This is a genomic window from Acetobacter fallax, assembly GCF_011516735.1.
GTDB lineage: Bacteria > Pseudomonadota > Alphaproteobacteria > Acetobacterales > Acetobacteraceae > Acetobacter > Acetobacter fallax.
The window spans coordinates 63874-89873 of record NZ_WOSX01000008.1 but is presented as its reverse complement, the minus strand read 5'-3'; the positions used below and the strand labels follow the sequence as shown (position 1 = coordinate 89873).

Genomic DNA, 26000 nt, shown 5'->3' with positions numbered 1-26000 from the left:
AGCCGACCGGATCAGGGGCGGGTCTGGCCGCTGCCGAGCACCTCGTAGCGGAAGGTGGTGAGCTGTTCGAGGCCGATGGGGCCCCGGGCGTGGACACGGCCGGTGGCGATGCCGATTTCGGCACCGAAGCCAAACTCGCCGCCGTCACAGAACTGAGTGGAGGCATTCCACATCACCACGGCGCTGTCGGTGCCGTTGAGGAAGCGGGTGGCGATGACTTCGTCCGAGGTGACGATGGCTTCGGTGTGGCCGCTGCCGTAGCGGGCGATGTGTTCGAGAGCGCTGTCCACGCCATCGACTATGGCGATGGACAGGGTGGCGTCCAGCCATTCGGTGTCGAAATCCGCTGCTGTCGCGGGTTTCAGCCCCGGCACGATGGCGCGGGCGCGGTCATCGGCGCGGAAGTCGCAGCCGAGTTCTTTCAGGTCTGAGACGATGAGGGGCAGGAGTGACGGGGCGATGGCGGCGTCGATCAGCAGGGTTTCGGTGGCGCCGCAGATGCCGGGGCGGCGCATTTTGGCGTTGGCGATGATGCTGCGGGCCATTTTCGGCTCGGCGGCGGCGTGGATATAGGTGTGGCAGAGGCCTTCGGCATGCGCGAGGACGGGCACGCGGGCTTCGTTCTGCACGCGCTCGACGAGGGTGCGTCCGCCGCGGGGAATGATGAGGTCGATGAGACCGGCGGCGGTGAGCATGTCCGCGACGTGCTTGCGGTCGGTGCCGGGGGCGACCTGGACGGCTTCTTCGGGCAGGCCGGCGGCGCGGAGGCCGGCGGCCATGGCGGCGTGGATGGCCTGAGCGCTGTGGAAGCTCTCGGAGCCGCCGCGCAGGATGACGGCGTTACCCGATTTGATGCAGAGGCCGGCGGCGTCCGCGCCGACGTTGGGGCGGCTTTCGTAGATGACGCCGAGGACGCCGACGGGAGTGGCGACGCGACGGATTTTCAGGCCGTTGGGACGGGACCATTCGGCGAGGATACGACCGACGGGATCGGGGAGATCGGCCATATCCTCAAGCCCGGTCGCCATGGCTTCGATGCGCTCGGGCGTGAGGGTCAGGCGGTCACGGAAAGCGGGCGTGCCGGTGAAGGTTTCCAGGTCGCGGGCATTGGCGGCGAGGATATCGGCCCGTGTTTCGCGCAGGGCGCTGGCGGCGGCCCAGAGGGCTTTGTCGCGGACGGAGGTCGGGCTTTGCGCCAGAGTTCGGGATGCGACCCGTGCGGCGCGGGCCATCGTCCCGATCGCGCTGAGTCCGGTCGCTTCCGCCTGAATACTGGCGCTCATTATGGTTACCCCTGCCCTTTTCTTCTCGTGTTCAAACTGTTTTGTCGTTTGTCAGACGTTGAAGCGGAACAGGAGGACATCACCATCCTGCACCACGTAGTCACGGCCTTCGATGCGCATTTTGCCAGCTTCTTTGGCGCCTGCCTCACCGTTGTATTTCACATAATCGTCATACGCCACTGTTTCGCAGGCGATGAAACCGCGTTCGAAGTCATTATGGATGACGGCGGCGGCCTGCGGCGCTTTGGTTCCGGCTGTGATGGTCCAGGCGCGGGTCTCTTTCGGGCCGACGGTGAAATAGGTGCGCAGTCCGAGCAGGCCGTAACCGGCGGCGATGACGCGGTCGAGTCCGCTGTCTTCAAGACCGAGGCCATCGAGGAATTCCTTTGCGTCGGCGGCGTCGAGCTGGCTGACTTCGGCTTCGATGGCGGCGGAGACGACGACGCAGGCGGCGCCTTCAGCGTCAGCGCGGGCTTTCACCGCGTTTGAGAACGCGTTGCCGGTTGCGGCGGCGGCTTCCTCGACATTGCAGACATAGAGCACCGGCTTGGTGGTCATCAGTTGCAGGCGGGCGGCAGCGGCTTCGTCGCCTTTCGGCACGGCGGTGCGGCCTGGCCGGCCTTCGCGGAGGGCTTCGATCAGGGGCTCCATGAGCGCGACCTGTGCCTGGGCGTCGCGGTCGTTGCCACGGGCTTTTTTCTGCAGCGGGATGATGCGTTTTTCGAGCGAGTCGAGATCGGCGAGCATCAGTTCGGTTTCGATAATCTCGGCGTCGCGCACGGGATCGACGCCGCCTTCGACATGGGTGATGTCGTCATCCTCGAAGCAGCGGAGGACGTGGATGATGGCGTCCACTTCGCGGATGTTGGCGAGGAACTGGTTGCCCAGGCCTTCACCGCGTGAAGCGCCGCGCACGAGACCGGCGATATCGACGAACTCCAGGCTCGTCGGCACGATTTTCTGCGACTTGCCGGCTTTGGCCAGGACGCCGAGGCGTGGATCGGGCACGGCGACGCGGCCGACATTCGGCTCGATGGTGCAAAACGGATAATTGGCGGCCTGGGCTGACGCGGTGGCGGTCAGCGCGTTGAACAGGGTGGATTTGCCGACATTGGGCAGTCCGACGATGCCGCAGTTAAAGCCCATCAGTCTTTCACTCCTGTCTGGCCGGTCTTGTTCCCGTCGATCGGGCGGCCTGTTTTTGCGGGGTCTGATTTTGAAGCCTGTGGCTTCTCTGGTGGTTCTGGCTGGCTGCCCGTGAGCAGCGCGATTTTTGACATGAACGGCGCGGGTGTCTGAGCCGCGAGCAGCGGGGCGGCATCTGACACGGCGGCGAGGAGGTCTTCGAGCCAGGGCTGGTCGGCTTTGGCGAAATCACCGAGCACCCAGCCGTGGACGCGCTCTTTTGAGCCGGGGTGGTCGATGCCGAGGCGGACGCGCCAGTAATCGGGCGTGCCGAGTTGCCGATTTGTCGAGCGCAGGCCGTTATGGCCGGCGGCGCCTCCGCCTTTTTTCACGCGAACCTTGCCGGGGGCGAGATCGAGTTCATCGTGAAAGACGGTGATGGCGTCGGGAGGAATCTTGTAGAACGTTGCGGCTTCGCGGATGGAATCGCCGGAGGCGTTCATATAGGTCATGGGTTTGAGCAGCAGGATTTTCGAACTGCCGATGCGACCTTCGGCGACTTCTCCGCGAAAGCGCTTCCGCCAGGGCGAGAAGCCATGGCGGTGCGCGATGGCGTCGACAGCCATGAAACCGATATTGTGACGCTGGCGGCTCATGGAAGGCTCGGGGTTTCCGAGGCCCGCCCAGAGCTGGATCGCCGGTTGCATGGCTGTCTGTCCCAAAGTCCGGAGAACCGGAGTTCCCCGAACTGTCGGGCCTCCTTACTTCTCTGCGACTGCTGCGACGATGGCTTCGTCGGTCGTCTCTGTTTCCTCAACGTCCACAGTTGGCGCGGCAACCGTGACGATGACGAAATTCGGGGTCTGCAGCACGGGGGTGACTTTCTCCGTGCCCTTCAGGTCATCCCAGCGAACATTGTCATGGATGTCGAGGGCGGACACATCGGCCGTGAAGAATTCAGGGATGCTTTCCGGGTCGGCTGTGACTTCGACCGTGTGACGGACGACGTTCAGAACACCACCGCGCTTGATTCCCGGGGAAGCATCTTCACCCGCGATGTGCACCGAGATCTCCACATGGATGCGTTCGCCGGCCTTGAGGCGCTGGAAATCCACATGGATCGGCGCATCGCTGACCGGATGGAACTGGATATCACGCAGCAGAGCACGCTCAGTGACACCTTCCGCCTTGATTTCGTAGACGCGCGAGCGCCAGCCGGACTTCGTCAGTTCGCGCGTGATGATGCGCGGGTCGAGCGCGATGAGGGTTGCGTCCTTGCCTGCGCCGTAGACTACGGCCGGCACGAGTCCGCCGCGTCGGGTTGCGCGCGCTGCCCCCTTACCAGCCTTCGCGCGCAGTGACGCTTCGATCGGGTTAATTTTAGCCACGTTAAAGCTCCTGAAATACGAATGCGCGCCAGCCTCCAGGGGTGCCGGCGCGAAGGCGGGCTCTTTAGCGGAAAAGGGCGGCAGAGGCAATCAGGAAGTCGTGACGCCCGCCGTGGCGGGCGTGGGGCCGAAGTTTCCCGGCTGCAACCAGGCCGGCTGTAACCAGGTATGAGGGATCAGTAGCCCTGATAACCCTGCTGCGACTGTTGCTGCGGATAATAGTTTCCCTGCTGGGTGTAGCCTGGCGGGTAGCAGTTTGTCTGGCCCTGCTGTGAGCAGACGGGCATGCGCTGCGGGACGTTGCCCTGCTGGTAATTTCCCTGCTGATAGTTGCCTTGCGGATAATTTCCCTGAGGGTAATTGCCCTGATAGTAATTTCCCTGCGGGTAACCGTTATAGCCCTGAGCCGGGCGGGCGGGTGTTGTCAGGGCGCCGGTTCCGGCTCCGAGGAGGCCACCGGCGAGAGCGCCGATGGCGGCGCCCCGTCCACCGCCTGCGAGGGCACCGATGGCGGCACCGGTGCCGCCGCCGATCAGAGCGCCGCTGCCGGCACGGGTGCCCGGATTGTAGGGATCGCCACATCCTGAAAGGAGAGTCAGCAGCCCGAGGGCTGCGAAGGCGGGAGCGTGTCGGGGCGAAAGCTTCATAGGGTCACCGTATCAGGTCTGTCATCGGCTGGCGACAGAGCCGGAGCGCCGGTTCTGTCGCCGGAGCATGAACCATCGGCACAGGCTGATGGTCCGTAAACTCCTTGTTTTTCAGGCGTCTTTACCTGTTCATCTGAACAGGGTCCGGGATTGATATGGGCGTCCTCTCCGGTTCGCGGGAGGGGGCCGTGCGTGGTTTATGGTCACGGGGACATGGCGGAAAAATGTCCGCTACGGTTACGGAATGTGGTTGGTTCTTTTTCCGGCGCCTGAGGCGACGGCGGGCAGGTAGATCTGACGGATACCTTAAATACCAGAGGGTCTGGCCTTACGACCTGCGTGATGCTGGCCGGATATGAGCCTGGAACCCGGCAGGGACCGCAGGCCCCTGCACCCCTATTGATTAATAATAAAATGGTTTCCAAAGGTCTGTGGCCTTTGGTGGGTTCCAGGGCAAAGCCCTGAGAAGGAGCCAGCACTTAATGACAACAGAGCTTTTGCAAACCGTTTATCTGTCAGCAAACCGGAGTGCAGGGGTTTGTGGTCCCTGCCGGGTCCGGGCGAGCCCGGATTCTCTCATCTACAGGTCAGCCTTCACTGCTGCGGGTGTTAATATCCGTTGCGTACTCCGCTTCGGCTTGCGGGACGGCTGGGTGTGGTCGCGGCGCCGACGGCAGCTCCGGTGGCACCTCCCGCGAGGGCGCCGATCGCGGCTCCCCCGCCACCGCCTGCGATAGCTCCGATGGCGGCGCCTCCGCCTGCTCCGATCAGAGCGCCGCTGCCGGCACGGGAGCCTGCGTTATAGGGACTGCCGCACCCTGCGAGCAGCAATACCGGGAGAAAGCCGATTGCCAGCATGAGACGCGGCGTGGCGGAGGAAAGGCGGCGCGGCGTGGCATGGGTCCGGGATACGTCTGACAGCATAACCTTAAAGTCCTGTTTGTTGCTCCTGTCCGGCAAGTGGGGGCGACTCTACCCGGTTTTTATCGGGCGGACGCTGACCGGCAGGCGGGGCGGCTTCTTATGAGCACGCGTTTTACAAACGCCAGACGGGTGCGGCGGGTTTTGTGACGAAGGTTGCGGCGGCGACCGCTTTCCGGTCGGGGCGGGTTATGTTGCCGGACTCGCGGAAGGGTTTGTTCCGTTTGGGTATCTTTAACCCGCAGAGTGTATCGTCAGGGCTGGCGGGCACAGACTGCCCGGAAGTGCCGGAGAGATCGGGGAAAGCGATCAACCGGCGAAAAATTCGCGGCAGGAGGCCGTTTCCCGTTCATGGGCCTTGCGGTCGGGGGGCTGCGTCGGTAAGCCCTCGGTCCAGCGTTCGGGCGGAGAAGATCGCTGGCCTTTGCCATGCGCTCTGGCCCCGACTGGGCTGAACGGCGCCTTACGCGTCTGTTTCCGTGTGTTTTGTGCACGTTTTTGAAGCTGGCCAGGAGTTGTGGATGTTTTCTCGCCTGCTGGGTCTCATGTCGGCTGACATGGCAATCGACCTCGGCACCGCCAATACGCTGGTGTATGTCAAGGGACGCGGCATCGTGCTCAACGAGCCGTCTGTTGTCGCGATTGCGGAGACGCGCGGTAAGAAGCAGGTTCTTGCGGTTGGCGAGGAAGCGAAGCAGATGGTCGGGCGCACGCCTGGCAATATCACGGCTATTCGTCCGATGCGCGATGGCGTGATTGCTGACTTTGAAGTTGCTGAAGAGATGATCAAGCACTTCATTCGCCGGGTTCATAACCGGCGGGCGTTTGCGAGTCCGCAGGTGATCATCTGCGTGCCGTCCGGCTCGACGGCGGTTGAGCGGCGGGCGATTCAGGAGAGCGCCGAGAGTGCCGGGGCGCGGCGGGTGTTTCTGATCGAGGAGCCGATGGCGGCGGCGATCGGGGCCGGGCTGCCGGTGACGGAGCCTTCGGGCAGCATGATCGTCGATATTGGCGGCGGCACGACCGAGGTTGCGGTGATCTCGCTGGGCGGCATTGTTTATGCGCGCTCGGTTCGTGTTGGCGGCGACAAGATGGATGAGGCGATCATCTCCTACATCCGGCGGATGCATAATCTGCTGATTGGTGAGAGTTCGGCGGAGCGGATCAAGATTTCTCTGGGTTCGGCGATGATGCCGGATGATCCGAACGATCCGGGGCCGTTGCAGAATGTGAAGGGGCGTGACCTGATTACCGGGGCGCCGCGTGAGATTATCGTGTCTCAGGCGCAGATTGCCGAAAGTCTGGCTGAGCCGATTTCGCAGATTATCGAAGCGGTGAAGACGACGCTGGAGAACACGCCGCCTGAGCTGGCGGCGGACATTGTTGACAAGGGAATCGTGCTGACGGGTGGTGGAGCGCTGCTGTACCGGCTGGACGAGGTTTTGCGGTATTCGACAGGATTACCGGTGACGGTCGCGGAAGACCCGCTCTCCTGCGTGGCGCTGGGCACGGGCCGGGCGCTTGAGGAGATGAAGCGTCTGCGCGATGTGCTGACAACGATGTATTAACGAAAAAGATCAATGCATTCGGTGACTTTCTTTGGCAATATACCGTTACTTTCTGCCTGAGAACTTTGCCTCAATTTTCAGGGGCCAGTATGAGGACGGCGTGAGCCGGAACAACGGGAGGTCCGGCACGACGCGGACTCTCCCGGTTTGAGGATGACGCCATGAGAACGGGCCTGGGTGCCGGAATGAGACGAGCGGCTGGCAGGGCTGCTGGTTTCGGCATGATCTCCGGCCTGGTCTGTGCTCCCCTCACTTCCCCTGCTTTTTCTCCTGCTGTTTTTGCGTCTGTCTGCGAACGGGGGCGCGCTGCGTGATTCCTGTTTCGATTCAGATCCGGCAGGCCCTGGAGCGGGTCTGGCTGCCTGCGATGCTGCTGCTTTCCATTGCGACGATTCTGCTGGGCTGGGCGAATCAGCGGCTGACGAATGCGGCACGGATGGCGGTGGCGGATGTTCTGTCGCCGGTCTGGGCGGTGATCGCGGAGCCGGGCGAGCAGCTTTCGGCGGCGCTGTCGGAGTTGCGCGGCATCGGGCATCTGGCGCAGGAGAATGCGCGGCTGCGGAGTGAGAACGAAACTCTGCGCGGCTGGTATGATGTTGCTGTCTCTCTGACCGAGGAAAACCAGACTCTGAAAACCAACCTGCACTGGATGCCTGATCCGGTGCCGTCCTTTGTGACGGGTCGGGTCGTGGGGGATGTGGGGGGGCTGTATTCGCATGCGGTGCTGATCGGGGCCGGGCCTCAGAGCGGTGTGCGGGTGGGCAATGTGGCGCTGGCGGCGAGCGGATTTGTCGGGCGCGTGACGGAGACCGGAGTTCATTCGGCCCGGATTCTGCTGATTGACGATGTGGCCAGCCGGATTCCGGTCACGCTGGAGACGAGTCATGGCACCGCGATCATGGCGGGCGATAATTCCATGATACCGCGCCTTATGTATTATGCGCAGGACAATCATCCGATCGAGGGCGAGCGCGTGGTGACATCCGGGCAGGCCGAGCTGCTGCCGGCGGGCCTGCCGGTGGGGACGGTTCACTACGTCCGGGCGTCGACGCCGGCGGTTGTGCCTTATGCGCGCCTTGATCACCTGACACTGCTGCGGGTGTTCGATTTCGACTCCGGGACGATCGACTCGCCGGATGCGCCGGGACGCGTGCCCGTCGCGCCGCTTCGTATGCCGGATGCGGCGTCGGGGCGTGGCAATCCGATGGACGGGATGACGCTGGGGGGCGTTGTGGATGGCATTAGCGGGCATATGTCATCGGGGGCGAACGGCGGGAACGGGAAAGGGCAGTCCCCTTCGGCTTCCGAAGGGACAAACGGAGACGCGGATAAAAAGCGGGAGGATGGCGACGGGCAATCCGGGATGTCTGATGAGGGTTCCGCCGGAGGAACACCGGGAGGAACACCGGCGATCGCGCAGCCTGTTCCGGGTCGCGGGTGAGAAAGCATTCTGATGTCTGTCGATCCTTATTCCCACTGGCGTCCGGACCAGTCCTCCGGGCCTGCGCTGGCGCAGCGGCTCGACCGGCTGGCGCGCCGGCTGCTGCCGGGTGGCGTAACGGCGCTGGTGATTGTGATTCTGGCGGCGCCGAGCGGAATTCCTGGCGCGACGGCGCTGTTGCCAGGGCTGGTGATGGCGTCGGTGTTTTTCTGGTCTGTGTGGCGACCGGCCTCGATGTCCGCGCCGGTGGTGTTTCTGGTCGGATTGCTGATGGACCTGATCGGCTTTGCGCCGCCGGGAGTGGATGCGTTTGTGCTTCTGCTTCTGCACGGGATTGCGGCCCATACGCGCTTTGGCCTGATGGGGCTAAGCTTTCTGATGGTCTGGGTGGTGTTTTCGGTGCTTGCGACGGCAGCGTGCTGGTTGTTGTGGCTGCTGATTTCCGTCTTGTCGCTGAATGCGATGCCGATGGCGCCGACGGTGTTCGAGGTTCTGCTGGCGGTGGGTATTTATCCTCCGCTGGCGGCTGCCGGGACGTGGGCGCACCGGCGGATTTCGAACCCGGAGCCGCAGTCATGAGCGGGTCTTTCGACAGTGGCCGGCGTATCCGGGCTCAGGGTGTGGCGGCGCGGACGCGGCAGGGGCTGATGACGGATCGGGCAGCGGGATGCCGTGGCGCCGTGCGGACGGGGATGCGGGGCTGATGCGGTTCCGTCGCAAAAGGGAAAAGATCAGGCGGCTGATGCCCGCGCGGGAGCAGAAAGACCCCGGACGCGGCGTCTTTACGCGGCGGGCGCTTCTGCTGATGGCTGTGCAGACGGCAGCGCTGGGCACTCTGGGGCGGCGGCTTTATGATCTGCAGATCAGCAATGGCGATCATTTTGCGAAGCTGGCGGATCGGAACCGGACGAGCAAACGTCTGCTGGCGCCCCCACGCGGGCTGATTGTCGATCGGTTCGGCGTGGTGGTGGCGGCGAACAAGACGAACTGGCGGGCGTTGCTGCTGCCGGAAGAAACGACGGATGTGCAGGGGACGATCGAGCGGTTTTCGGCGATTGTTCCGCTGGATGACCGGGACCGCTCGCGGCTGGGGCGGGAGATCCGTCACAAGCGGAAGTTTGTTCCGGTAATGCTGCGTGAGTTTCTGTCCTGGGACGAGATGGCGCGGATTGAGGTGAACGCCCCGTCTCTTCCTGGTGTGCTGATTGATGTGGGCACGACGCGGTCTTATCCGTTCGGGCCGTTGCTGGCGCATTCGGTGGGCTATGTGGCGCCGTCGAATGAGCAGGATGTCGCGAAATCGACCTTGCTGGCGCTGCCTGGGATGCGGATCGGGCGTGCGGGGCTTGAGCAGAGTCAGGACGTGCTGCTGCGCGGGCAGGCCGGATCTGTTGAGATGGAGGTCAACGCGGTCGGGCGTGTGATGGCGGAGCTGGATCGCCAGGAGGGCACGCCGGGTGACGAGATCGGGCTGACGCTGGACGTTGGTTTGCAGCAGACGATCCAGAACCGGATCGGGGATATGGCGGCCTCGGCTGTTGTGATGGACTGTCGCAACGGCGAGGTGCTGGCGATGTGCAGCACGCCGTCTTTCGACCCGTCGCTGTTTGACAGCGGTGTGAGCCGGGCGCAGTGGGCGGAGTGGACGAATGACCAGCGGACGCCGCTGATCGACAAGACGGTGGCGGGTGTTTATCCGCCGGGATCGACGTTCAAGCCGGCGGTGGCGATGGCGGCGCTGAATTCCGGGCTGATTTCAGCGACGGACCGGTTTTTCTGTCCGGGGCATTTCGATCTTGGCGGGGCGCGGTTCCATTGCTGGGCGAAGCATGGGCATGGGTCGGTCGATCTGCATCTGGCGCTGAAATATTCCTGCGACGTGTATTTCTATGAGGCGGCGTTGCGGATCGGGATGGACCGGATTGCCGAGGCGTCTCATGCGCTGGGTCTGGGCACGGATCTCGGGATTGAGCTGCCGCATCAGCGACCGGGGCTGATTCCGACGCCGGAATGGCGACAGAAGCATAAGCATCACTGGAATGGTGGTGACACGGTGGTGAGTGGCATCGGGCAGGGTTTCGTTCAGGTGACACCGTTGCAGCTTGCGACCTATGCATCCCGCATCGCGACGGGGCGGGCGGTTGATCCGCATCTCGTCCGGGCGGTGAATGGTGACATTGGTGGTCAGGTTGATCCGCAGCACTCGCCTGAGATACCGATGGACCCGAAATATTTTCAGGCGCTCCGCGAAGGGATGTTCGCGGTTGTTAACGAAAAGCACGGGACGGCGCCAAAAGCGCAGCTGACCATTCCTGGCGTGCAGATGGCGGGCAAGACGGGATCGGCGCAGGTTCGGCGTGTGTCACGGGCGATGCGTGAAAGCGGGCATTTCAATTCGGCCCAGCTTCCCTGGGAGTACCGGCCGCATGCGCTGTTTATCTGTTTTGCGCCATATGACGCGCCGCGTTATGCGGTATCGCTGGTGATTGAGCATGGCAATGCGGGTGCGGATGTGGCGGCGCCACTGGCGCGGGACATCATGACGGACACATTGCTGCGTGATCCGGTCAATCATCGGACGCTGCCTGGGCAGACGGTGGCGGACGCGGGGTAATCTCGCGGAGGGGCTTTCCCTGGAGGGGAACCTGGGGGGCCACTTTCCCGGGGCATCTCCCCTGCCCTGCGCTGGGGACGCGGGCATTTGTGAGCGGGATTTTCTGATGGAGGGTTTGGCTTTGGACTCGCGCAAGCCGTTGAGGCGTTTCCGCAAGCGGTTGCTGCGGGCCGAGCCGAGTTTCCGCATTCTGTCGAAGCTGTGGCGGGTGAGCTGGATATATGTCCTGCTGATCTGCGGGCTCGCCGGCGTTGGATATATCGCGCTTTATTCTGCGGGTGGCGGGTCGGCGAAGCCGTTCGCGGGACCGCAGGCGATGCGGTTTGGCTTTGGTCTGGTGCTGATGATTACGGTGGCGATGCTGCCGCCGAAGGCGCTGGTCCGGATTTCGGTGCCGCTTTATGTGGTCTCTCTGGCCTTGCTGGTTGTGGTGTTGCGGGCCGGGCATGTTGGCAAGGGTGCGGAACGCTGGGTGATGATCGGGGGGACGCAGGTTCAGCCCTCGGAATATGCCAAGGTGGCGCTGGCGCTGATGCTGGCGACGTGGTTTTCGCGGGTTTCCTATGCGCGGATGAGCAATCCGCTGTGGCTGATTCCGCCGGCGGTGATGGTGCTGGTTCCCGTCGGGCTTGTGCTGAAGGAGCCCAATCTGGGGACGGCGGTGATTATTGGCGGGATCGGGGCGGCGATCTTTTTCGCGGCCGGGATGCGGCTCTGGCAGATCGCGCTGCTGGTGCTGCCTCTGCCGATGCTGGCGAAGATCGCTTACGCGCATCTGCATGACTATCAGAAAGCCCGGATCACGACCTTTCTGCATCCGGAGAGCGATCCGCTTGGCGCCGGTTACAACATCATTCAGTCGAAGATCGCGCTTGGATCGGGTGGGATGTGGGGTCAGGGCTATCTGCACGGGACGCAGGGGCAACTGAACTTTCTGCCTGAAAAGCAGACGGATTTTATCTTCACGACGATTGCCGAGGAGTGGGGCTATGTCGGCGGGGCGGCGGTGATTGTTCTGCTGCTGATTCTGATTCTGGGCGGAATGATGATGGCGATCCGCAGCCGGAACCGTTTCGGGCGGCTGCTGGCGCTGGGGATTTCGGTGAATTTCTTTCTCTACTGTCTGGTCAATCTGTCGATGGTGATGGGGGCCATCCCCGTGGGTGGGGTACCGCTGCCGCTGGTGTCTTATGGCGGGTCGGCGATGCTGAATGTGATGCTGGGGTTTGGCCTGCTGATGTCTGTGTGGGTGCATCGGAACTCGCGGTTTGGCGAGGAGCCGGACGAGCAGGCGTGACGGTTATGTGCACCGGATTGAGGCCTGTGACGCCGCAGGTGTTGCGGGCGTATCGGCTGAGTGTTTATCGCGCGGGTAGCCTGGTGGTGCGGGTCGGGGAGCGGGTTTCGGGTGTGACCGGGCGTGGGGATATTGTGCTTGTCAGTGCCTGTAATCCGGGCGGGCGGCGGTATCCCGACGGGTGGAACGCGCGGATGATGGAGCGACTGTTCGGGCAACTGCACGGGATTTCGTTCAGTGCTGGTGAAGGACGGCTGGGGCGCTGGGGAGAGCCACTGGTGGCGGCGCGGATGCCGTTGGCACGGGGACTTCGTCTGGCGCGGCTGTACCGGCAGAATGCCGTGGTTCTGGTGCGACGGGATCAGGTTGCACGCCTGGTGCTGGTCCGGTGATGCGGGGCCAGGACGTGTTTTCTTGCTGTTGTGATGCCGGACAAGAGGGCGGCTTTTCAGGATCTTTCGGGTGATGGGACTAACGCCCCGGCCTGCGACGGTATCAGGGTCGTGAGACGAGGCGTGTGCCAGAGGAACGTGCCAGAAGAACATGCCAGAGGAACGTTTCGCCGACGGGGCGCCTGATAGCGGCCCGCCGGTTCCGCGGTGCGGTCAGAGTGGGGGCATCCGGCTGTAGTAATCGTCTATTCCCGCTCTGTAACTGGGGTTTGTCCAGTTAGGGAGATCGTCATCGCTGTAGGCCGGAGCAGATTCGAGTTGTTCGGGGGTAACGTCGACGACGTAGCCTCCGCGTTCCTGATCGTAGGTCAGGGTTTTCCATGGCAGAGGGTGGTATTTATTCCCCATACCGAGGAAGCCTCCGAAGCTCATGACGGCGTAACTGACCTGGCCTGTGAGCTTGTTGACCATGAAGTTTGCTATTGTTCCGAGCCGCTCTCCTGAGTGTGAGTAAACGGCTGTTCCTTCGACCTTATCGGAGGCGATGAGGCCGGAGGTTTCTTTGACGTGGGTTGTCATTGTATCGGACATGATGATCTCCGCATGACAGGAAAAATGTGAGGCCCGGGATATGCCTCGGTCGCGGCTCCCATGAGAATGGAATTTAAACCTTTTTATTCGTTTTAGGCATTTCATTTATTTAATTCGTTAGACACGTCGTGATGGAAGAAGCCCGGCGCCGGATCAGGGATAGTGAACAGGCGGTTTTGATGACCGAAATCTTCCATGGTTCGGGGGCTGGATGTCGGCAATGCTCATTTCCCGATGTCGCGTGCATCGGAAGGGTCATTGATCAGGGCCTGAGCCGCGCGTCTGATCCGGGGATCGCGTGGCAAAGGGGGGCCGAAAACCTCCGCAGGGAGCGTTGAGATTTCGTCGAGGGTTATGCGCGCCTGACGGGCTGTCGGGGAGGTGTCGCGCATGGTGCTTCCGGCGGGCCGGATCATGACGGTGCGGACGGGTGTGGAGTGAGCGTTATTTTGACGCAGGCGGGCCGATCCGGTTGATAGTGTTTCCGACGTCATCGACGAATGGTGACGAGGAGAAAGCGATGATGAGAAAGCCGGCTGTTCTGGGTACGTTGTGTTTGCTGTTGCCTGCCTGTTCAGGGAGTGCGGCGGTGTCGCCTTCGGGAGACGGGGCTCCTCCGCACAGGATCGGGATGCCGAACCCGGCTTCGGCGTATTGCATCAAAGTGGGCGGGACGCTGGAGATTCGCAAGGAGGCTGATGGCAGCCGGGGCTATTGCCATCTGCCGGACGGGCGCGTGATTGAGGAATGGACGCTTTACCGGAGTGCGGCGAAGGCTGGTCAGGGAAACTGATCTGAACTGACGGATGGCGGGAGGTGTTTCACTTCCCGCCGGTTGCGGAATAGGCGTAGGTGCCGCCTTTTTCGATTGCCCGCCGGTAGGCTGGTCTTGCGTGGATGCGCTGCAGGAAGGCGCTGATATTGGGCTGGCTTTGCATCGATTTTGAGCGGGCGGACATTGCTTCCAGCGGGAAGCTCATCTGGATATCGGCTGCGGTAAATTCGGGGGCGGCGAACCATCCGGTTGAGTCGAGACTTTGTTCCCAGTAATCGACATGCCTTTTGAGTTCCGGGTTGATCAGGCTCGTCTCCACGCCCTTTGAGATCAGCGCGGCGAAGGGGCGAAGGAAAAATGGCACGCGGGACGGCAGCATTCCGAAGATGAGTTTGAGCACGATCGGGGGCATGGCCGATCCTTCGGCGTAATGCAGCCAGTAGACGAAGCTGCGGTATTCCAGGGTTCCCTGTGGCGGCCGGAGCCGTCCTTCTCCGTACTGATCGAGAATGTATTCGATGATGGCGCCGCTTTCGGCGAGCGTGACATCTCCGTCGGTGATGATGGGTGATTTTCCGAGCGGGTGGATTTTGCGGAGTGCTGGCGGGGCCAGCATGGTTTTGGGATCGCGCTGATAGAACCGGATCTCGTAAGGCAGGCCGAGTTCTTCGAGCAGCCAGAGCACCCGTTGTGAGCGGGAATTATTGAGATGATGCACGATGATCATGGTCTGGCGTCCTTACTCTCCGATCGGAGCTTCGATGCGGTAGTCATGTAACGTCCGGGAAGGGGATTTCGTTTTGCCCGGGAGTGTTGCCTGTGACACTTCCGGAGCGACGCGGGAAGTGGCTCCTGTTTCTTCTGGTCATATTTTTGTTCAGGCATATTTATATAGCATATTGCATATTTTTATCTGATACAGTTTGATGGCTGCGAAGACGGATTGCTGTCGGGATATGCTGGAGGGCTGAAAGCTCATGTTTTATGGCGACGCTCTATATAGCATTTGCTATATTTCTTTGCTTTTACGATGACAATGTCAGGGCGACGGATCATCCTGTGCGCCGGACTGGTCGCCGCGTTTGAAGCACAGGGTGCGCGGGCCGCTGATGATCAATGTGACAGGGTTGCGGCGCGTGGCGGGGGCCATGCCATTCCGTGCGGCAGCGGGATCGGCCATCGGTCGGGAAAAGAGACGGGCGGACCGGAACGACGGCGTGCGCAGCGGGGTGCGGCGGCCGTGAAGCCCGGAGACGGGACCGAACATGTGCGGGTTATTGCCCGTCTGGACCAGGAACGGGCGCGGATTTTCCCCGGACTTGGGGCTGTATCTTACGGAATTGACCAGCGACAGATTCAGGCGACACCGGGAGGAGAGAACGCGACGTTCAGTCAGATCATGTTACGGATGCCGGGTGTTGTGCAGGACAGCTATGGCGAAGTTCATGTTCGCGGCGAGCACGGGGGTCTGACGTATCGGGTGAACGGCGTGTTGCTTCCGGAGGGGCTGAACGGGTTTGGGCAGGAGCTGGATACGCGGATTATCCGGTCGGTCAATCTGCTGACGGGCACCCTGCCCGCGCAGTTCGGGTTCCGGACCGCTGGTGTGGTCGATGTGAACACGAAATCCGGAGACAGCCTGAAACATAACCAGTTTTCGCTTTATGGCGGCAGTTACAACACGTTTGCGCCATCATTGCAGGTTGGCGGGCAGAAGGGAAAGTTTGAGTATTTCACGACGCTTTCATTCAACAGAAACAATATCGGAATTGAGAATCCGACGAACTCTTTTCGTCCTGTGCATGATGTGACCGAACAGGAGAAGGCGTTTGGATATTTTTCGTGGCGACTCAATGATGCGAACAGGCTTTCTTTACTGACGAGTGCGTCTTATTCCTCATTCGAACTGCCGAACACGCCTGGTCTGGAGCCGGCTTACCGGCTGGCCGGAGCGGAGTGGACTGACCCGTCTGTCCGGTCCCGTCTTCTGGATGACAGTCAGACGGAGCAGAATTATTACGCTGTCATTTCTTATCAGTACAGTCAGGATAAGCTTAATTTTCAGGTCTCGCCCTATTTCCGGTATGGCCGGATCGACTATACGCCCGATCCTGCCCGTGATCTGGTCTTTCAGGGGGTGGCTGAACACGAGGTCAATGATTTTACGACCGGGGGCATCCAGTACGATCTTTCATGGGATATAGCGCGACATCATACCCTGCGCGCGGGGCTTCTCGGGCAATATACGGAGGAGCGGCTCGATACGAATTCGCTGGCGTTTCCTGTCGACGACAATGACGCACAGATTTCAGACCGTGCACGACGGCTGATTGATAATACCGGGAACTGGTCTGTTGAGGCGGGGGCCTATCTTCAGGACGAATACAAAATCACAAGGAATCTGACTTTTAATTACGGTATTCGCTATGACCGGTTTGCGTCATCTTTCGATAATGAAGGGCAGTTGAGCCCGCGGGCGAATATGGTGTGGAAACCGACGCGGACGACGACACTCCATATCGGGTATTCGCGGTATTTCGCGCCGCCTTCGCCGCAGAATATTTATGCGTCCACGCTGGAGCATTTCGCAGGGACGACGAACGCGGCGGCGTCGCCATCAGGCGATGCGACGAAGGTGGAGACGTCGAATTATGCTGATATTGGCATTTTGCAGAAGGTGACACCGGATTTTCAGGTTACTGTTGATGCGTTCAGCAAATGGGCACATCACCTGACGGATCTGGGGCAGTTTGGACGGGCGGTTATTCTGGCCCCATTCAGCTATCGGCGGGGGCATGTGTATGGTGCGGAGTTTGGCAGTTCCTGGCGAACGAAACACTGGTCTGTGTTTGGTAATTTTTCATATGTGAAGACATCGGCACGTGAGATCGATTCGGCGCAGTATCAGTTTGATCAGACGGAGCTGAATTACATTGCGCGGCATGACATTCAGCTTGATCATCAGGGGGAATACACCGCGAGTGCGGGGGTATCGTGGCATAATATTCATCACATGGGGTATATTGACTTCATTTACGGCAACGGGCTTCGCAGCGGGTTTGCAAACCTGACGAAGGAGCCGCAATACGACGTCTTTAATATTGGCTATCAATATACGCTTACTGAAGTTCCGTTCGGGCAGGATGTGAAATTTCGGGCGGATGTCGTGAATCTGTTCGACAAGCGCTATCAGTTACGGGATGGCAGCGGGGTTGGCGTCTATCAGGCACAGTTCGGACAACGCCGTGGCACTTATTTTGCGATGGTTCTGGATTTCTGACGCAACCGATATTTGCTGCGCGGCGGTTTTGCTGTTCTTTCTTTGTCACACTGTTGCCGTGCCGGAATCGTGATTCCGGTGGTAATCCTGTCTTCAGGGTCAATGGAGGATATGATGCGAAAAGTTCTTGCGCTGTGTCTGGTGATCGGGCTGGGGGCGTCGCTGTCGGCCTGCTCTCATGACCACTATCACCATCGGATGCACAACGGAGCCGGATGGGGTGGGCCTGGAAAGCCGCATTATATGGACAGTCCGAGTAATCCGGGCTGGCAGTATCGTGGCGGGCGCGGGCCGACGGGGCCGTCTGATTGAGAGTGACGGGCGGGTGCTGTGACTGCGACCCGCCCGGGCGTGATGATCGTCCGTTCGTATGAGACGGCCGGCCATTTCGGGGCGTTATACCGACCTGCATAAAGACTGACCGTTATAACGAAAGCCCGGACCAGGAAGGGGCCGCAGGTGTTTCACCCGATTAGTGGAGTAACAAAACCGGAGTCCGGAGGTCTGCGGCCTTTGGCACGGGGCGAAAGCCCCGAAGCCATTTTGCAGTGATTACTGGAATTGCGGAGCCTGACCATCCCAGGTCGCCACTTTTCCGGGGCCGCACACGGCGCCCTGCGTTCCGCCGAACCCGTAAAGGGTTGCCGGGACCAGAACACGGTTCCACGCAAGTTTTGTGTCGACGTAGCAGGGCTGCTGCGGGGATGAAGCATCCCACCCGTCCACGGTAATGGTGGAGCCTGCGCTCATGTAAATGGAACCGGCCGGAACGCCCACAAGTGCATTCAGAACGATTTCAGGCTTCCCTGTCTGGCGGTTTTCGATATGGCCTGTGAATGAAGTCGGGCCGTTGAGAAGCATCTGCTGTTCGTTGAAGTCGAAACTGGTGCCTTCGAAATCGATTTCAGCGCTGGATTCCTCATCAATCCCCGCGATAGCGTTGTTGTAGATGGTCCCTCCGACAAAAGAAGAGCGTTCGCCAGCATCCTGCGTGCCAGGAGGCACGTAAATGCCGGTGTTGCCATTACCGATAAGGACGTTGACCATGTCTGCGCCCCAGACGCCACTGCCAAGCGTGATCCCATGGTTGAAGCCCTGAATGGAGACATTGAACAGGGGCATGGCGGCGTTTGTGACGTAATCGTTGGGGACGGCATAATTCATGGTGATGCCGTCGATGGATTTATTGCCGAAAAGCGTGACTCTTTCGAGACGGGTGATGCTTGTGTTGTCCCGATGGCCGTATCCTTCTTCTGAAACATAGAGACAGGTGCCTGATGTCATCTGACATTCAAACGTCACATTGCGGATAGTCACGAGTTCGGGATCGATTTTCAGAGATGTGCCGAGAACCTTGTGAGCGCCCTGAAAATCGATATCGCAGGTTTGCTGACCGGCGTAGCACGCGTCGAGCATGGTCTGGATGGGCGCGCTGTCATCCGCAGAGGCACCCTGAATGAAAGTCATCAGTCCAAGAACGGACAGGAGGGAGGTATATTTCAAGATCTCTTTTCGTCCGTATGATTTTTCCGGCTTGCCGGATTTTCGGGTTTAAGAGGGCCAGTCGGGGCGCCTCTGACGAGATGGCTCATATCGTATCTGTTTCGTAACGGTCTGGCCGGTGCATATCGGGTATTTTCAGAGAACCCGTCATGACCATGGCAGCCGTGTGATCGCTTTATGCCTGTCTCCGGGGATTGCCGGGAAAGAGAGTTTTTTTCAAAAGTCCGGCACCTTTGAGGTGCTCAGGGCTCTGCGATGAAGACTCGGGAACCAGTACCGGCGTGGTGCGTAATCAGTGCCCAATGGACGGCGCCTGATCTTCCGTGCGTTGCCCGGTGTCAGCGGGTGATACGCTGAACAGCGACTGACGAATGACTTCATTCTTTTTGTTTTTTTATTACCAGGCATCTGCCTGGAATTCAGAAATCCTGTCTTTGCGTCTGGCGGTTATCGGTGGATCAGGAGGAATTTCTTATGAAATCAGCGGATGATGACGGCCTGATGCGCCGGCCGTTTCTTAAATGCATGCTCTGGGCGGGCACGGGTGTCGTCTGGACCATGGCTGGCGGAGTGCCGCGATCGTCAATACCGGGCGTGAACGAAGCGGAAGCAGCGAGCGGTAATCTGACTTTTGTTCAGATCAGTGACAGCCATATCGGATTTTCCTCATCTCCCAACACGGACGCCACGGGCACGCTCAGCGAGGCGGTTGCTAATGTGAAGAAGCTCGCGTCAGAGTCATCTCTTCTGATTCATACCGGAGATGTCAGTCATCTTTCACGGTCCGGTCAGTTCGACTCAGCTGAGCAGATCATTCAGGGAGCAGGGCTTGATACGCATTATGTTCCTGGTGAGCATGATGTGCCTGAGGATGATGGCAAGGCATTTTTTGCCCGTTTCACGAAGGGTTCTGCCTCCGGATATTACTGTTTCGATCAGCAGGGAGTGCATTTCGTCGGGCTGAACAATGTGCAGGATCTTCGCGCGGGCGGGATGGGCACGCTTGGGAGTACGCAGCTTGAATGGCTGCGAAAGGATCTGCTCGGTCGTCCGGCCAGTCAGCCGATTGTCGTGTTCGCGCATATTCCGCTGTGGACGGTTTATGAGGCGTAGGGCTGGGGTACGCAGGATTCGGCTCAGGCGCTTTCATATCTTGCCCGGTTTGGATCGGTCACCGTTCTGAACGGGCATATTCATCAGGTGATGCAGAAGGTTGAGGGCAACGTGGCGTTTCATACGGCCATGTCCACGGCGTTTCCCCAGCCGGCTCCGGGAACAGCACCAGGTCCAGGGCCGATTAAAGATCTGCCGGCGGGAAAGCTGCGCTCCGTCCTGGGCATTACGAGTGTCAGGCAGGTTCGTGGCAGCGCGCGTCTGGCGATTGTGGATACAGCGCTCGCCGCTGTCTGAACGAGCCCGGCGAAAAGGACAGGCATCATGCACAGACGCGAAATAATGATGAGTCTTGCCGGATTAGCGATGTTTTGCATCGGATCCGGCGCACATGCGGGGGAACCCGCATCTTCGGAGGGGAAGACTGTCACGATCGATAACTTTACGTTTTCGCCGGCGGTGCTGACAATTTCCGCCGGGACGAAGGTCACCTGGACCAATCGCGATGATATTCCTCATACGGTGACGGATGCGGCGAGACCTCCGGGATTCAAATCCGCGGCGCTTGATACGGGAGACATGTTCTCATGGGTTTTTCCGGGGCCGGGAATGTATCATTATTTCTGCTCGCTGCATCCGCGCATGGAGGGGACGGTGGTTGTTAAGTGATGACAGAAGGTGATCGGAGTTGCTGTCCGCTATGAGACAGCACGGAACGTTCCAGGCCGTGCCGGTGTCGGCTGTTCCCCGCTTCCAGTGAAAGCCTTCGATTAAAAAAGCTTTGCTGGCGAGTGAGCGCACGTCGCGAGGGGCTGCCGGCGTGTGTTTTTAAGCATCGAAGCTGAGCGGCCATGAGTTGCGGAGGCTGAAAGACTGGAAGGCTGGCGTCAAGGCACAGGCGGATCGGCTGGCACAGGGACTTCCGAAACAGTTTCCGCTCTTAATGGGCGAAAGCTTTCCGCAGGGCTTGTCCCGCGAGGCGCAGGACGCGTTTTCCTTTCCACATGACGGGATAGAAATTGAGGAAGGCGTGAACGGTGCCGGGGATGCAGGCATAGGTGACCGGGACGCCTGCCTGACGAAGGGCCTTAGCATATGCGGCGGCTTCGTCGCGGAGGGGATCAAATCCGGCTGTGATGATGACGGCGGGGGCGAGGTCTTTCAGGTCAGGTTCGAGGCCGGGGGAGAATTGCGGGCTGGCGACGTCGGCGACGGTTCTGGCGTATTGCAGGGCGTACCATTCGAGCATGCCCATTGTCAGGAAATAGCCGCGACCAAAGGCTTTTCGGGAGGGGAAGTCCTGGAGGCCGTGGGTTGCGGGGTAGAACATGACCTGGAGGGCGAGGTCGATTTTCGGTTTTTCTGTTGCGGGGATGCTGCGGTTCTGATCGCGGACGCGCTGGGCGAGGGCGGCGGAAAGCGAGCCTCCGGCGCTGTCGCCGGCGACGGCGACTTTTCCACCCCAGCGCCAGGCTTCCGAGGCGAGCCAGTTGAGGGCGGCCCATGAGTCTTCGAAGGCGGCGGGGAATTTTGCTTCCGGGGCGAGGCGGTAATCGAAGGACAGGACGGCGGCGCCTGAGGCGTGGGCCAGGCGGCAGCAGATTCCGTGATGGGAGTTCAGGCCGCAATGCACATAGCCGCCGCCGTGGAGAAAGAGGACGGCTCCCCTCACCTCTCCATGCGGGATGTAGAGTCTGGCGGGGCGGAGTTCGGTGGCACCGGGGATGCGGAGGGAGAGAACCCGGCGGAGCGGCAGGGCGGACAGCTTCATTGGAAAAGACGGGCGATTTGCGATCCTGCGGAGTTGGGCGAGGGTCTCGAGATGATCGCGGCTGGTGGGTTTGCGGGGCGGGTGTTTTGAGCCGCGTGCGGTGAGTCGGGTGGCGCGGCGGTTGATGAGTGCGAGAAAGAGACGGGTGATGAGGTCCGGGCGCGGGCATACGGGCGACGGGATCGGGGTCGGGACAGGTGTGATTTCGGCTGTGCTGATCTGGGGCATTCCGGGACAGGCTTTGCTTGTGGGACCGGGTGGCCGGGGGACGGCCGGGCGGCGGAGAGGGCGCTATCGTGACAGGGCCGGGGCGCATCTCCTATGCCGGACCTGAATACCGGACTTGACGGTCGGGGTTACGTGGAGCAGGTTCCGCGCCTGCCAGACGGTCGGGCGACCGCTGTTGCGTTTACGTGATGGAGGAAAGTCCGGGCTCCACGGGAGAACGGTGCCGGCTAACGGCCGGCGAGGGTGACCTCAGGGAAAGTGCCACAGAAAACAGACCGCCTTCCGGGCTCGTTCGCGGGCTGGAGGTAAGGGTGAAACGGTGCGGTAAGAGCGCACCGCGCTTCCGGTAACGGCGGCGGCAGGGCAAACCCCACCGGGAGCAAGACCGAATAGGGACGACGGGCAGCGCGGCAACGTGGTTGCCGGAGGTTCTCCCGCCTTGTCGTCCGGGTTGGTCGCGTGAGGCATGTTGCGAGACGTGTCCCAGAGGAATGGTCGTCACGGCCCCGTTTTCGGGCCGACAGAACCCGGCTTACAGACCGTCTGGCAGATTCTTTTTTAGCGGGTCGTTTCAGGGCTTTTCTTTCTGATGAGAATGCTCTGAGGAGGCGAGTCCGGTGCGTGTCCTGGGGCATCGGCACGAGGTGACTGTGTTTGCCGCGGGTCTCGCGGAGCCGGGAAGACATGCGGGGTGCCGGCAGAGGGGTTTGTGACGCCGCCTCTGACTCGTTTCGATGCGTGATGGCGGCTTTGACGTGTGCTCGCTTTGAGCGGGTTACCGGGGTCGGGGCTTCTGTGGTGCTGTCTTATTTATGACGGGGCCGGTTTTTGCCGGTTGCTGAAGCGCTGAGGAGCGGGATCGGCAGGGTCAGGTTACGATCTCCGTTCCGGCATGGATTGCGGGCGCTTACTCAGCCGGGGAGCGGGCATTACTGGCCGGGGCGGGCCAGTAATTTTCAGGTATTTCGGAAAACCGCATGGCTACACTGAACATGGCGAGACATGCCGAAGTGTCGCGAACGCGCTGACCGGTATTCTTTTTCGTCTCGCCTGCGGCACGTTTTCCGGACGGGCAGTATTCAGTACGACGTTTCGCGCCCGATGCTGTGATGCGGGTTTTTTTCATGAAGATATTCGTTGTGGTCCGGTTTCGTTCTGAAACCGGAGATGCCTCTAAAATAAGACGGTTTTCATGCGTCATCGACCATTCAATTGCCGTAAAAGAACATTAAGAGAACAGAAAATAGAACGTTTGTTCTCTTAACGAATGTTATACGAATTGATCTTGACGCCGCATAAAGACCACAAATGGGTGTTTTTTAGCAGAATTCTGCGGTTTTTTATTATACTTTCATTTGACGTCCCATAAAATCCCATGGTATCCCACAGACAGGACATCACAGCCCAAAATGGACCCGGATCGTCTCCCAATGAAGGATCAGAACCTCTGTGAGCGTGTTTCTCGGCACACATCAGAATCGGATCGACGCCAAGGGGCGTGTTTCGATTCCTGCCGGGTTTCGCACGGTTCTGCGGGCAAAGGCGGTCGAGGGTGACACGCTGATGGTGCTTCGCCCTTCTCATACGCAGCCCTGCATCGAAGCGTGGCCTTCGTCGGTGTTCTCGGCGCTGGGTCAGCCGCTGGATCGTCTCGATATGTTTTCGGACGAGCATGACGATCTTGCAGCGGCGCTTTACGCTGATGCGTATCCGATCGATTCGGATCGTGAAGGTCGGATCATCATTCCTGAGTTTCTGCGTGAACATGCGGGAATTGGCGATGAAGTTTCGTTTATGGGGCTGGGCAGGATTTTCCAGATCTGGGAACCTGCCGCTGCGGCGCAGCGTCGGTCGGAAGCGCGACTCCGCTCACGACAGGTAACGCTGCCGGGCAATCGTCCGGGGACCGATGGTGGCGACCGGTCCGGAGGTGGCGCATGAATGCCATGACGCCCCTGCCGCCTGTTGCGATACCGGATCATGATCCGGGCCATATTCCGGTCATGCGCGATGATGTCGTTCGGATTCTCGCGCCTTGCGACGGCGAAGTTTACGTTGACGGAACATTTGGCGGCGGTGGTTACGCCAATGCGGTTCTGGCGGCGGCGGCATGCCGGGTGTGGGGCATTGACCGGGATCCTGACGCGATTGCGCGGGGTGAGGTTCTGGCCGCGAAATGGGGCGCGGATGCTCAGGGTTTACCCCGGCTTGCGCTGCTGCATGGTGGTTTTGGAACGATGGCGGCGATGCTTGAATCTGCCGGCGTGTCTGCTGTTGATGGCGTGATGCTGGATCTTGGCGTGTCTTCCTTTCAGATCAACGAAGCGGAGCGCGGGTTTTCGTTTCGTCTGGACGGGCCGCTGGATATGCGGATGGGCCAGGCGGGGCGGTCTGCGGCGGATGTGGTGAATACGGCATCCGAGGCCGAACTGGCAGACATTTTTCATTTCTATGGTGAAGAACGTCATGCGCGGCGGGTCGCGAAGACGCTGGTGACGGCGCGGGCTGAAGAACCGTTTCGTACGACATCGCAGCTTGCGGCGGCGATCCGGGCGGTTGTGCCGTCGGACCGGTCGGGGATTGATGCGGCGACACGCAGTTTTCAGGGGTTGCGCATCGCGGTGAATGACGAACTCGGCGAGATCGAGCGGGGCCTGGCGCAGGCGCTTGAGATTCTGGCGCCCGGCGGACGTCTTGTTGTGGTGTCATTTCATTCACTTGAAGATCGTATCGTGAAGCGTGCGATGGCGGCGGCGGCGGGTCAGGAGCCTGGCGCGTCCCGGTATGATCCGCGTTCGATAGCACGTGGCCGGGAAGAAGCGCCGTTCAGGCTGGCTTTTCGCAAGGCGATGCGCCCCTCGGATGCGGAGTGTCTTCGTAATCCCCGTGCCCGCAGCGCGAAGTTACGCGCTCTTATTCGTACAGAATTATCACAGGATGGTTCCGGCATCGATTCCAGCAAAGCAGGGCGTGCAGCGAATGCCGGCGTTCCCCCTGCCCCGTCTTCCAGTGAAGGAACAGCTTGATGATCAGGCCTTTTACTCTTGGCTGCGCTTTGCTTGCAGGTCTGTCCGGGCTTTTTCTTTATTCCAAGAAACATCAGACGACGGTTCTGGATCAGCAGATTTCGGGGATTGTCGCGGATACGCAGCACATTCGCCAGCAGACGGCGATGTTGCAGACTCAGTGGGCATTGCTGAACCAGCCTGATCGCCTGTCGCATCTGGCCGGGCGGTTTGATCAGCAGATTCAGCCGATGGCCCCGAAGCAGTTCGTGCGGATGGCGGATCTGGGGCAGCATCTGCCGGCGGCGGGATCGATCCATACGCCGAACCCGCGTGAGGCGATCCGGGCGACTCTGGCGGCAGCTGATGTGAAGGATATTCCGGCCGCGACCGGGCCTGCGCTGGTTGCGTCCTTGCATCATGACACGCCACGCACTGAAGTGGCGGCCGTGGAGCGGAAACAGGCTGTTCTGGTCGCGAAGAATGATGTGGAGGCGCCGAGGATTCACGCGGCTGACGCGCATGTGGCGGATAACCGGCGCGGAGTGGTGCTGGCATCGGCTCAGACCGAGGCGCGGCACGAGCTTGTAAAGCCTGCGCATCATGCGCCGGCGACGGATGATCTGGCCCTGGCGCTGGGTGAGAAGCCGGCGACGACGGAGCATCATGCGCCTGCGCGCACGCTGGTGGCGGACAGCACGCCTGTTCGGCATGCCGTGACGGTTTCCGACAGTGATCGCCCTGCCCTGCATACGGGCGTAACGCGGGTTGCGGCGTATCAGCACGTGTCGCCCCGGTCTGCTTCTGCGGTGACGGTGGCTTCCTGGCATCCGACGGCTATGCCGGCTCCGCGTTATGTTGAAGCGCGGGCGACGTATAACGGGTCTCTGCTTGGCCGGTCCGCGATGGGCGGGGGGCTGCCGCCGCCGATGCCTGTCTCGAACTGAGAGCCTGAGTCTGCTACGGGGTCCATGCTTTCGTAAACGGTTCCGGTCTGACCGGGACTGTTCTGTGTAAAACCTTCGTTCTGCTCCGTTTTGCCGGACGGGACTGATCTT

The 26000-nt window shown here is 60.7% G+C and carries 27 protein-coding genes, 1 other RNA gene and 1 pseudogene; 17 read left to right on the top strand and 12 right to left on the bottom strand.

Going from position 1 to position 26000, the window contains the following annotated elements; all coding sequences use genetic code 11:
• Nucleotides 1–11: 11 nt before the first annotated feature.
• The 6 genes and pseudogenes from GOB85_RS06510 to GOB85_RS06485 all read right to left on the bottom strand — a co-directional run bounded on the left by GOB85_RS06510 (nt 12) and on the right by GOB85_RS06485 (nt 5367).
• Nucleotides 12–1283 (bottom strand): glutamate-5-semialdehyde dehydrogenase, encoded by a 1272-nt coding sequence (locus GOB85_RS06510; protein ID WP_173576701.1) that lies wholly within the window; start codon nt 1281–1283, stop codon nt 12–14.
• Nucleotides 1284–1334: 51 nt separating this feature from the next.
• The gene (gene ychF / locus GOB85_RS06505) at nt 1335–2429 is read right to left on the bottom strand and encodes a redox-regulated ATPase YchF (RefSeq protein ID WP_173576702.1); all 1095 of its coding nucleotides are present in this window, start codon (nt 2427–2429) and stop codon (nt 1335–1337) included.
• Between the two features lie 110 nt (nt 2430–2539).
• Nucleotides 2540–3103, bottom strand: a pseudogene (gene pth, locus GOB85_RS06500) (aminoacyl-tRNA hydrolase); the annotation flags it as partial.
• A gap of 66 nt (nt 3104–3169) precedes the next feature.
• Nucleotides 3170–3796 (bottom strand): 50S ribosomal protein L25/general stress protein Ctc, encoded by a 627-nt coding sequence (locus GOB85_RS06495; RefSeq protein WP_173576703.1) that lies wholly within the window; start codon nt 3794–3796, stop codon nt 3170–3172.
• 176 nt (nt 3797–3972) lie between these two features.
• A complete protein-coding gene (locus GOB85_RS06490) occupies nt 3973–4443 on the bottom strand; it encodes a hypothetical protein (protein ID WP_173576704.1) in 471 nt (156 codons plus the stop codon).
• A gap of 609 nt (nt 4444–5052) precedes the next feature.
• Nucleotides 5053–5367: a hypothetical protein gene (locus tag GOB85_RS06485; RefSeq protein WP_194298693.1), complete on the bottom strand. Its 315-nt coding sequence runs from the start codon at nt 5365–5367 to the stop codon at nt 5053–5055.
• Nucleotides 5368–5885: 518 nt separating this feature from the next.
• Between GOB85_RS06485 and GOB85_RS06480 the strand changes: the two genes are divergently transcribed.
• The 7 genes from GOB85_RS06480 (at nt 5886) to GOB85_RS06455 (ending at nt 12676) form a co-directional block, all read left to right on the top strand.
• On the top strand, nt 5886–6932 hold the full coding sequence (locus tag GOB85_RS06480; protein ID WP_173576705.1) for a rod shape-determining protein: 1047 nt from the start codon (nt 5886–5888) through the stop codon (nt 6930–6932).
• A 310-nt stretch (nt 6933–7242) separates the two neighbouring features.
• Nucleotides 7243–8373, top strand: coding sequence for a rod shape-determining protein MreC (mreC, locus tag GOB85_RS06475; RefSeq protein ID WP_173576706.1), 1131 nt, complete (start codon nt 7243–7245; stop codon nt 8371–8373).
• A 12-nt stretch (nt 8374–8385) separates the two neighbouring features.
• Complete coding sequence (locus tag GOB85_RS06470; RefSeq protein ID WP_173576707.1) at nt 8386–8952, top strand: rod shape-determining protein MreD; 567 nt, start codon at nt 8386–8388, stop codon at nt 8950–8952.
• Nucleotides 8949–9077, top strand: a complete 129-nt coding sequence (locus tag GOB85_RS19580; RefSeq protein ID WP_277875867.1) for a hypothetical protein — start codon at nt 8949–8951, stop codon at nt 9075–9077. Before GOB85_RS06470 ends, GOB85_RS19580 begins: the two co-directional genes overlap by 4 nt.
• A complete protein-coding gene (gene mrdA, locus GOB85_RS06465) occupies nt 9077–10987 on the top strand; it encodes a penicillin-binding protein 2 (protein ID WP_173576770.1) in 1911 nt (636 codons plus the stop codon). The genes GOB85_RS19580 and mrdA overlap by 1 nt, the downstream gene beginning before the upstream one ends.
• Nucleotides 10988–11093: 106 nt before the next feature.
• Nucleotides 11094–12284 carry a rod shape-determining protein RodA gene (gene rodA / locus GOB85_RS06460; protein ID WP_173576708.1) on the top strand — a complete coding sequence of 397 codons (1191 nt, stop codon included), beginning with the start codon at nt 11094–11096 and terminating at the stop codon, nt 12282–12284.
• 26 nt (nt 12285–12310) lie between these two features.
• On the top strand, nt 12311–12676 hold the full coding sequence (locus GOB85_RS06455) for a DUF3293 domain-containing protein (RefSeq protein WP_338421663.1): 366 nt from the start codon (nt 12311–12313) through the stop codon (nt 12674–12676).
• A gap of 213 nt (nt 12677–12889) precedes the next feature.
• Here GOB85_RS06455 and GOB85_RS06450 read toward each other — a convergent pair whose 3' ends face one another.
• Nucleotides 12890–13267 (bottom strand): PRC-barrel domain-containing protein, encoded by a 378-nt coding sequence (locus GOB85_RS06450; RefSeq protein ID WP_173576709.1) that lies wholly within the window; start codon nt 13265–13267, stop codon nt 12890–12892.
• A gap of 224 nt (nt 13268–13491) precedes the next feature.
• Nucleotides 13492–13659, bottom strand: coding sequence for a hypothetical protein (locus tag GOB85_RS06445; protein ID WP_173576710.1), 168 nt, complete (start codon nt 13657–13659; stop codon nt 13492–13494).
• Nucleotides 13660–13787: 128 nt separating this feature from the next.
• Between GOB85_RS06445 and GOB85_RS06440 the strand changes: the two genes are divergently transcribed.
• Nucleotides 13788–14060, top strand: coding sequence for a putative hemolysin (locus tag GOB85_RS06440; RefSeq protein WP_173576711.1), 273 nt, complete (start codon nt 13788–13790; stop codon nt 14058–14060).
• 28 nt (nt 14061–14088) lie between these two features.
• On the opposite strand, the gene GOB85_RS06435 is transcribed toward GOB85_RS06440, so the two are convergent.
• Nucleotides 14089–14769, bottom strand: a complete 681-nt coding sequence (locus GOB85_RS06435; RefSeq protein WP_173576712.1) for a glutathione S-transferase — start codon at nt 14767–14769, stop codon at nt 14089–14091.
• A 309-nt stretch (nt 14770–15078) separates the two neighbouring features.
• Here GOB85_RS06435 and GOB85_RS06430 point away from each other — a divergent pair, with 309 nt between their 5' ends.
• Both GOB85_RS06430 and GOB85_RS06425 read left to right on the top strand, forming a co-directional pair.
• Nucleotides 15079–17322, top strand: a complete 2244-nt coding sequence (locus GOB85_RS06430) for a TonB-dependent receptor (RefSeq protein ID WP_173576713.1) — start codon at nt 15079–15081, stop codon at nt 17320–17322.
• A 111-nt stretch (nt 17323–17433) separates the two neighbouring features.
• The gene (locus GOB85_RS06425) at nt 17434–17634 is read left to right on the top strand and encodes a hypothetical protein (RefSeq protein WP_173576714.1); all 201 of its coding nucleotides are present in this window, start codon (nt 17434–17436) and stop codon (nt 17632–17634) included.
• A 240-nt stretch (nt 17635–17874) separates the two neighbouring features.
• Here the strand turns inward: GOB85_RS06425 and GOB85_RS06420 are convergent, their stop codons facing one another.
• Entirely contained in the window at nt 17875–18825 is a 951-nt protein-coding gene (locus GOB85_RS06420; protein WP_173576715.1) for a hypothetical protein, read from the bottom strand.
• 474 nt (nt 18826–19299) lie between these two features.
• Here GOB85_RS06420 and GOB85_RS06415 point away from each other — a divergent pair, with 474 nt between their 5' ends.
• The 3 genes from GOB85_RS06415 to GOB85_RS06410 all read left to right on the top strand — a co-directional run bounded on the left by GOB85_RS06415 (nt 19300) and on the right by GOB85_RS06410 (nt 20607).
• Nucleotides 19300–19938 (top strand): metallophosphoesterase family protein, encoded by a 639-nt coding sequence (locus tag GOB85_RS06415; RefSeq protein WP_198912196.1) that lies wholly within the window; start codon nt 19300–19302, stop codon nt 19936–19938.
• Between the two features lie 90 nt (nt 19939–20028).
• Nucleotides 20029–20235, top strand: coding sequence for a hypothetical protein (locus tag GOB85_RS19015; RefSeq protein ID WP_206752436.1), 207 nt, complete (start codon nt 20029–20031; stop codon nt 20233–20235).
• 27 nt (nt 20236–20262) lie between these two features.
• On the top strand, nt 20263–20607 hold the full coding sequence (locus GOB85_RS06410; protein WP_198912194.1) for a cupredoxin domain-containing protein: 345 nt from the start codon (nt 20263–20265) through the stop codon (nt 20605–20607).
• 271 nt (nt 20608–20878) lie between these two features.
• Here the strand turns inward: GOB85_RS06410 and GOB85_RS06405 are convergent, their stop codons facing one another.
• Complete coding sequence (locus tag GOB85_RS06405) at nt 20879–21937, bottom strand: alpha/beta hydrolase (protein WP_173576716.1); 1059 nt, start codon at nt 21935–21937, stop codon at nt 20879–20881.
• Between the two features lie 153 nt (nt 21938–22090).
• Between GOB85_RS06405 and rnpB the strand changes: the two genes are divergently transcribed.
• An RNA gene (rnpB, locus tag GOB85_RS06400) (RNase P RNA component class A) lies at nt 22091–22488 on the top strand.
• Between the two features lie 356 nt (nt 22489–22844).
• On the opposite strand, the gene GOB85_RS06395 is transcribed toward rnpB, so the two are convergent.
• Nucleotides 22845–23063, bottom strand: coding sequence for a hypothetical protein (locus GOB85_RS06395; RefSeq protein WP_173576717.1), 219 nt, complete (start codon nt 23061–23063; stop codon nt 22845–22847).
• 323 nt (nt 23064–23386) lie between these two features.
• On the opposite strand from GOB85_RS06395, the gene mraZ reads away from it, so the two are divergent.
• The 3 genes from mraZ to ftsL are packed head-to-tail and all read left to right on the top strand — an operon-like array spanning nt 23387 to nt 25889.
• Nucleotides 23387–23878, top strand: a complete 492-nt coding sequence (mraZ, locus tag GOB85_RS06390; RefSeq protein WP_173576718.1) for a division/cell wall cluster transcriptional repressor MraZ — start codon at nt 23387–23389, stop codon at nt 23876–23878.
• A complete protein-coding gene (gene rsmH / locus GOB85_RS06385) occupies nt 23875–24963 on the top strand; it encodes a 16S rRNA (cytosine(1402)-N(4))-methyltransferase RsmH (protein WP_173576719.1) in 1089 nt (362 codons plus the stop codon). Before mraZ ends, rsmH begins: the two co-directional genes overlap by 4 nt.
• The gene (gene ftsL, locus GOB85_RS06380) at nt 24963–25889 is read left to right on the top strand and encodes a cell division protein FtsL (RefSeq protein WP_173576720.1); all 927 of its coding nucleotides are present in this window, start codon (nt 24963–24965) and stop codon (nt 25887–25889) included. Before rsmH ends, ftsL begins: the two co-directional genes overlap by 1 nt.
• The last annotated feature ends 111 nt before the right edge of the window (nt 25890–26000 follow it).

What these genes read in the sequence shown, in the direction of transcription:
- GOB85_RS19015 (WP_206752436.1), top strand. Translation starts at nt 20,029, where the DNA reads ATGCAGAAGGTTGAGGGCAACGTGGCGTTTCATACGGCCATGTCCACG.
- GOB85_RS06510 (WP_173576701.1), bottom strand. Translation starts at nt 1,283, where the DNA reads ATGAGCGCCAGTATTCAGGCGGAAGCGACCGGACTCAGCGCGATCGGG.
- GOB85_RS06440 (WP_173576711.1), top strand. Translation starts at nt 13,788, where the DNA reads ATGATGAGAAAGCCGGCTGTTCTGGGTACGTTGTGTTTGCTGTTGCCT.
- GOB85_RS06490 (WP_173576704.1), bottom strand. Translation starts at nt 4,443, where the DNA reads ATGAAGCTTTCGCCCCGACACGCTCCCGCCTTCGCAGCCCTCGGGCTG.
- mrdA (WP_173576770.1), top strand. Translation starts at nt 9,077, where the DNA reads ATGCGGTTCCGTCGCAAAAGGGAAAAGATCAGGCGGCTGATGCCCGCG.
- GOB85_RS06485 (WP_194298693.1), bottom strand. Translation starts at nt 5,367, where the DNA reads ATGCTGTCAGACGTATCCCGGACCCATGCCACGCCGCGCCGCCTTTCC.
- GOB85_RS06405 (WP_173576716.1), bottom strand. Translation starts at nt 21,937, where the DNA reads ATGCCCCAGATCAGCACAGCCGAAATCACACCTGTCCCGACCCCGATC.
- GOB85_RS19580 (WP_277875867.1), top strand. Translation starts at nt 8,949, where the DNA reads ATGAGCGGGTCTTTCGACAGTGGCCGGCGTATCCGGGCTCAGGGTGTG.
- rsmH (WP_173576719.1), top strand. Translation starts at nt 23,875, where the DNA reads ATGAATGCCATGACGCCCCTGCCGCCTGTTGCGATACCGGATCATGAT.
- GOB85_RS06415 (WP_198912196.1), top strand. Translation starts at nt 19,300, where the DNA reads ATGAAATCAGCGGATGATGACGGCCTGATGCGCCGGCCGTTTCTTAAA.
- GOB85_RS06480 (WP_173576705.1), top strand. Translation starts at nt 5,886, where the DNA reads ATGTTTTCTCGCCTGCTGGGTCTCATGTCGGCTGACATGGCAATCGAC.
- GOB85_RS06425 (WP_173576714.1), top strand. Translation starts at nt 17,434, where the DNA reads ATGATGCGAAAAGTTCTTGCGCTGTGTCTGGTGATCGGGCTGGGGGCG.
- GOB85_RS06435 (WP_173576712.1), bottom strand. Translation starts at nt 14,769, where the DNA reads ATGATCATCGTGCATCATCTCAATAATTCCCGCTCACAACGGGTGCTC.
- ftsL (WP_173576720.1), top strand. Translation starts at nt 24,963, where the DNA reads ATGATCAGGCCTTTTACTCTTGGCTGCGCTTTGCTTGCAGGTCTGTCC.
- GOB85_RS06470 (WP_173576707.1), top strand. Translation starts at nt 8,386, where the DNA reads ATGTCTGTCGATCCTTATTCCCACTGGCGTCCGGACCAGTCCTCCGGG.
- rodA (WP_173576708.1), top strand. Translation starts at nt 11,094, where the DNA reads ATGGAGGGTTTGGCTTTGGACTCGCGCAAGCCGTTGAGGCGTTTCCGC.
- GOB85_RS06450 (WP_173576709.1), bottom strand. Translation starts at nt 13,267, where the DNA reads ATGTCCGATACAATGACAACCCACGTCAAAGAAACCTCCGGCCTCATC.
- GOB85_RS06430 (WP_173576713.1), top strand. Translation starts at nt 15,079, where the DNA reads ATGTCAGGGCGACGGATCATCCTGTGCGCCGGACTGGTCGCCGCGTTT.
- GOB85_RS06445 (WP_173576710.1), bottom strand. Translation starts at nt 13,659, where the DNA reads ATGCGCGACACCTCCCCGACAGCCCGTCAGGCGCGCATAACCCTCGAC.
- GOB85_RS06410 (WP_198912194.1), top strand. Translation starts at nt 20,263, where the DNA reads ATGCACAGACGCGAAATAATGATGAGTCTTGCCGGATTAGCGATGTTT.
- GOB85_RS06395 (WP_173576717.1), bottom strand. Translation starts at nt 23,063, where the DNA reads ATGAAAAAAACCCGCATCACAGCATCGGGCGCGAAACGTCGTACTGAA.
- ychF (WP_173576702.1), bottom strand. Translation starts at nt 2,429, where the DNA reads ATGGGCTTTAACTGCGGCATCGTCGGACTGCCCAATGTCGGCAAATCC.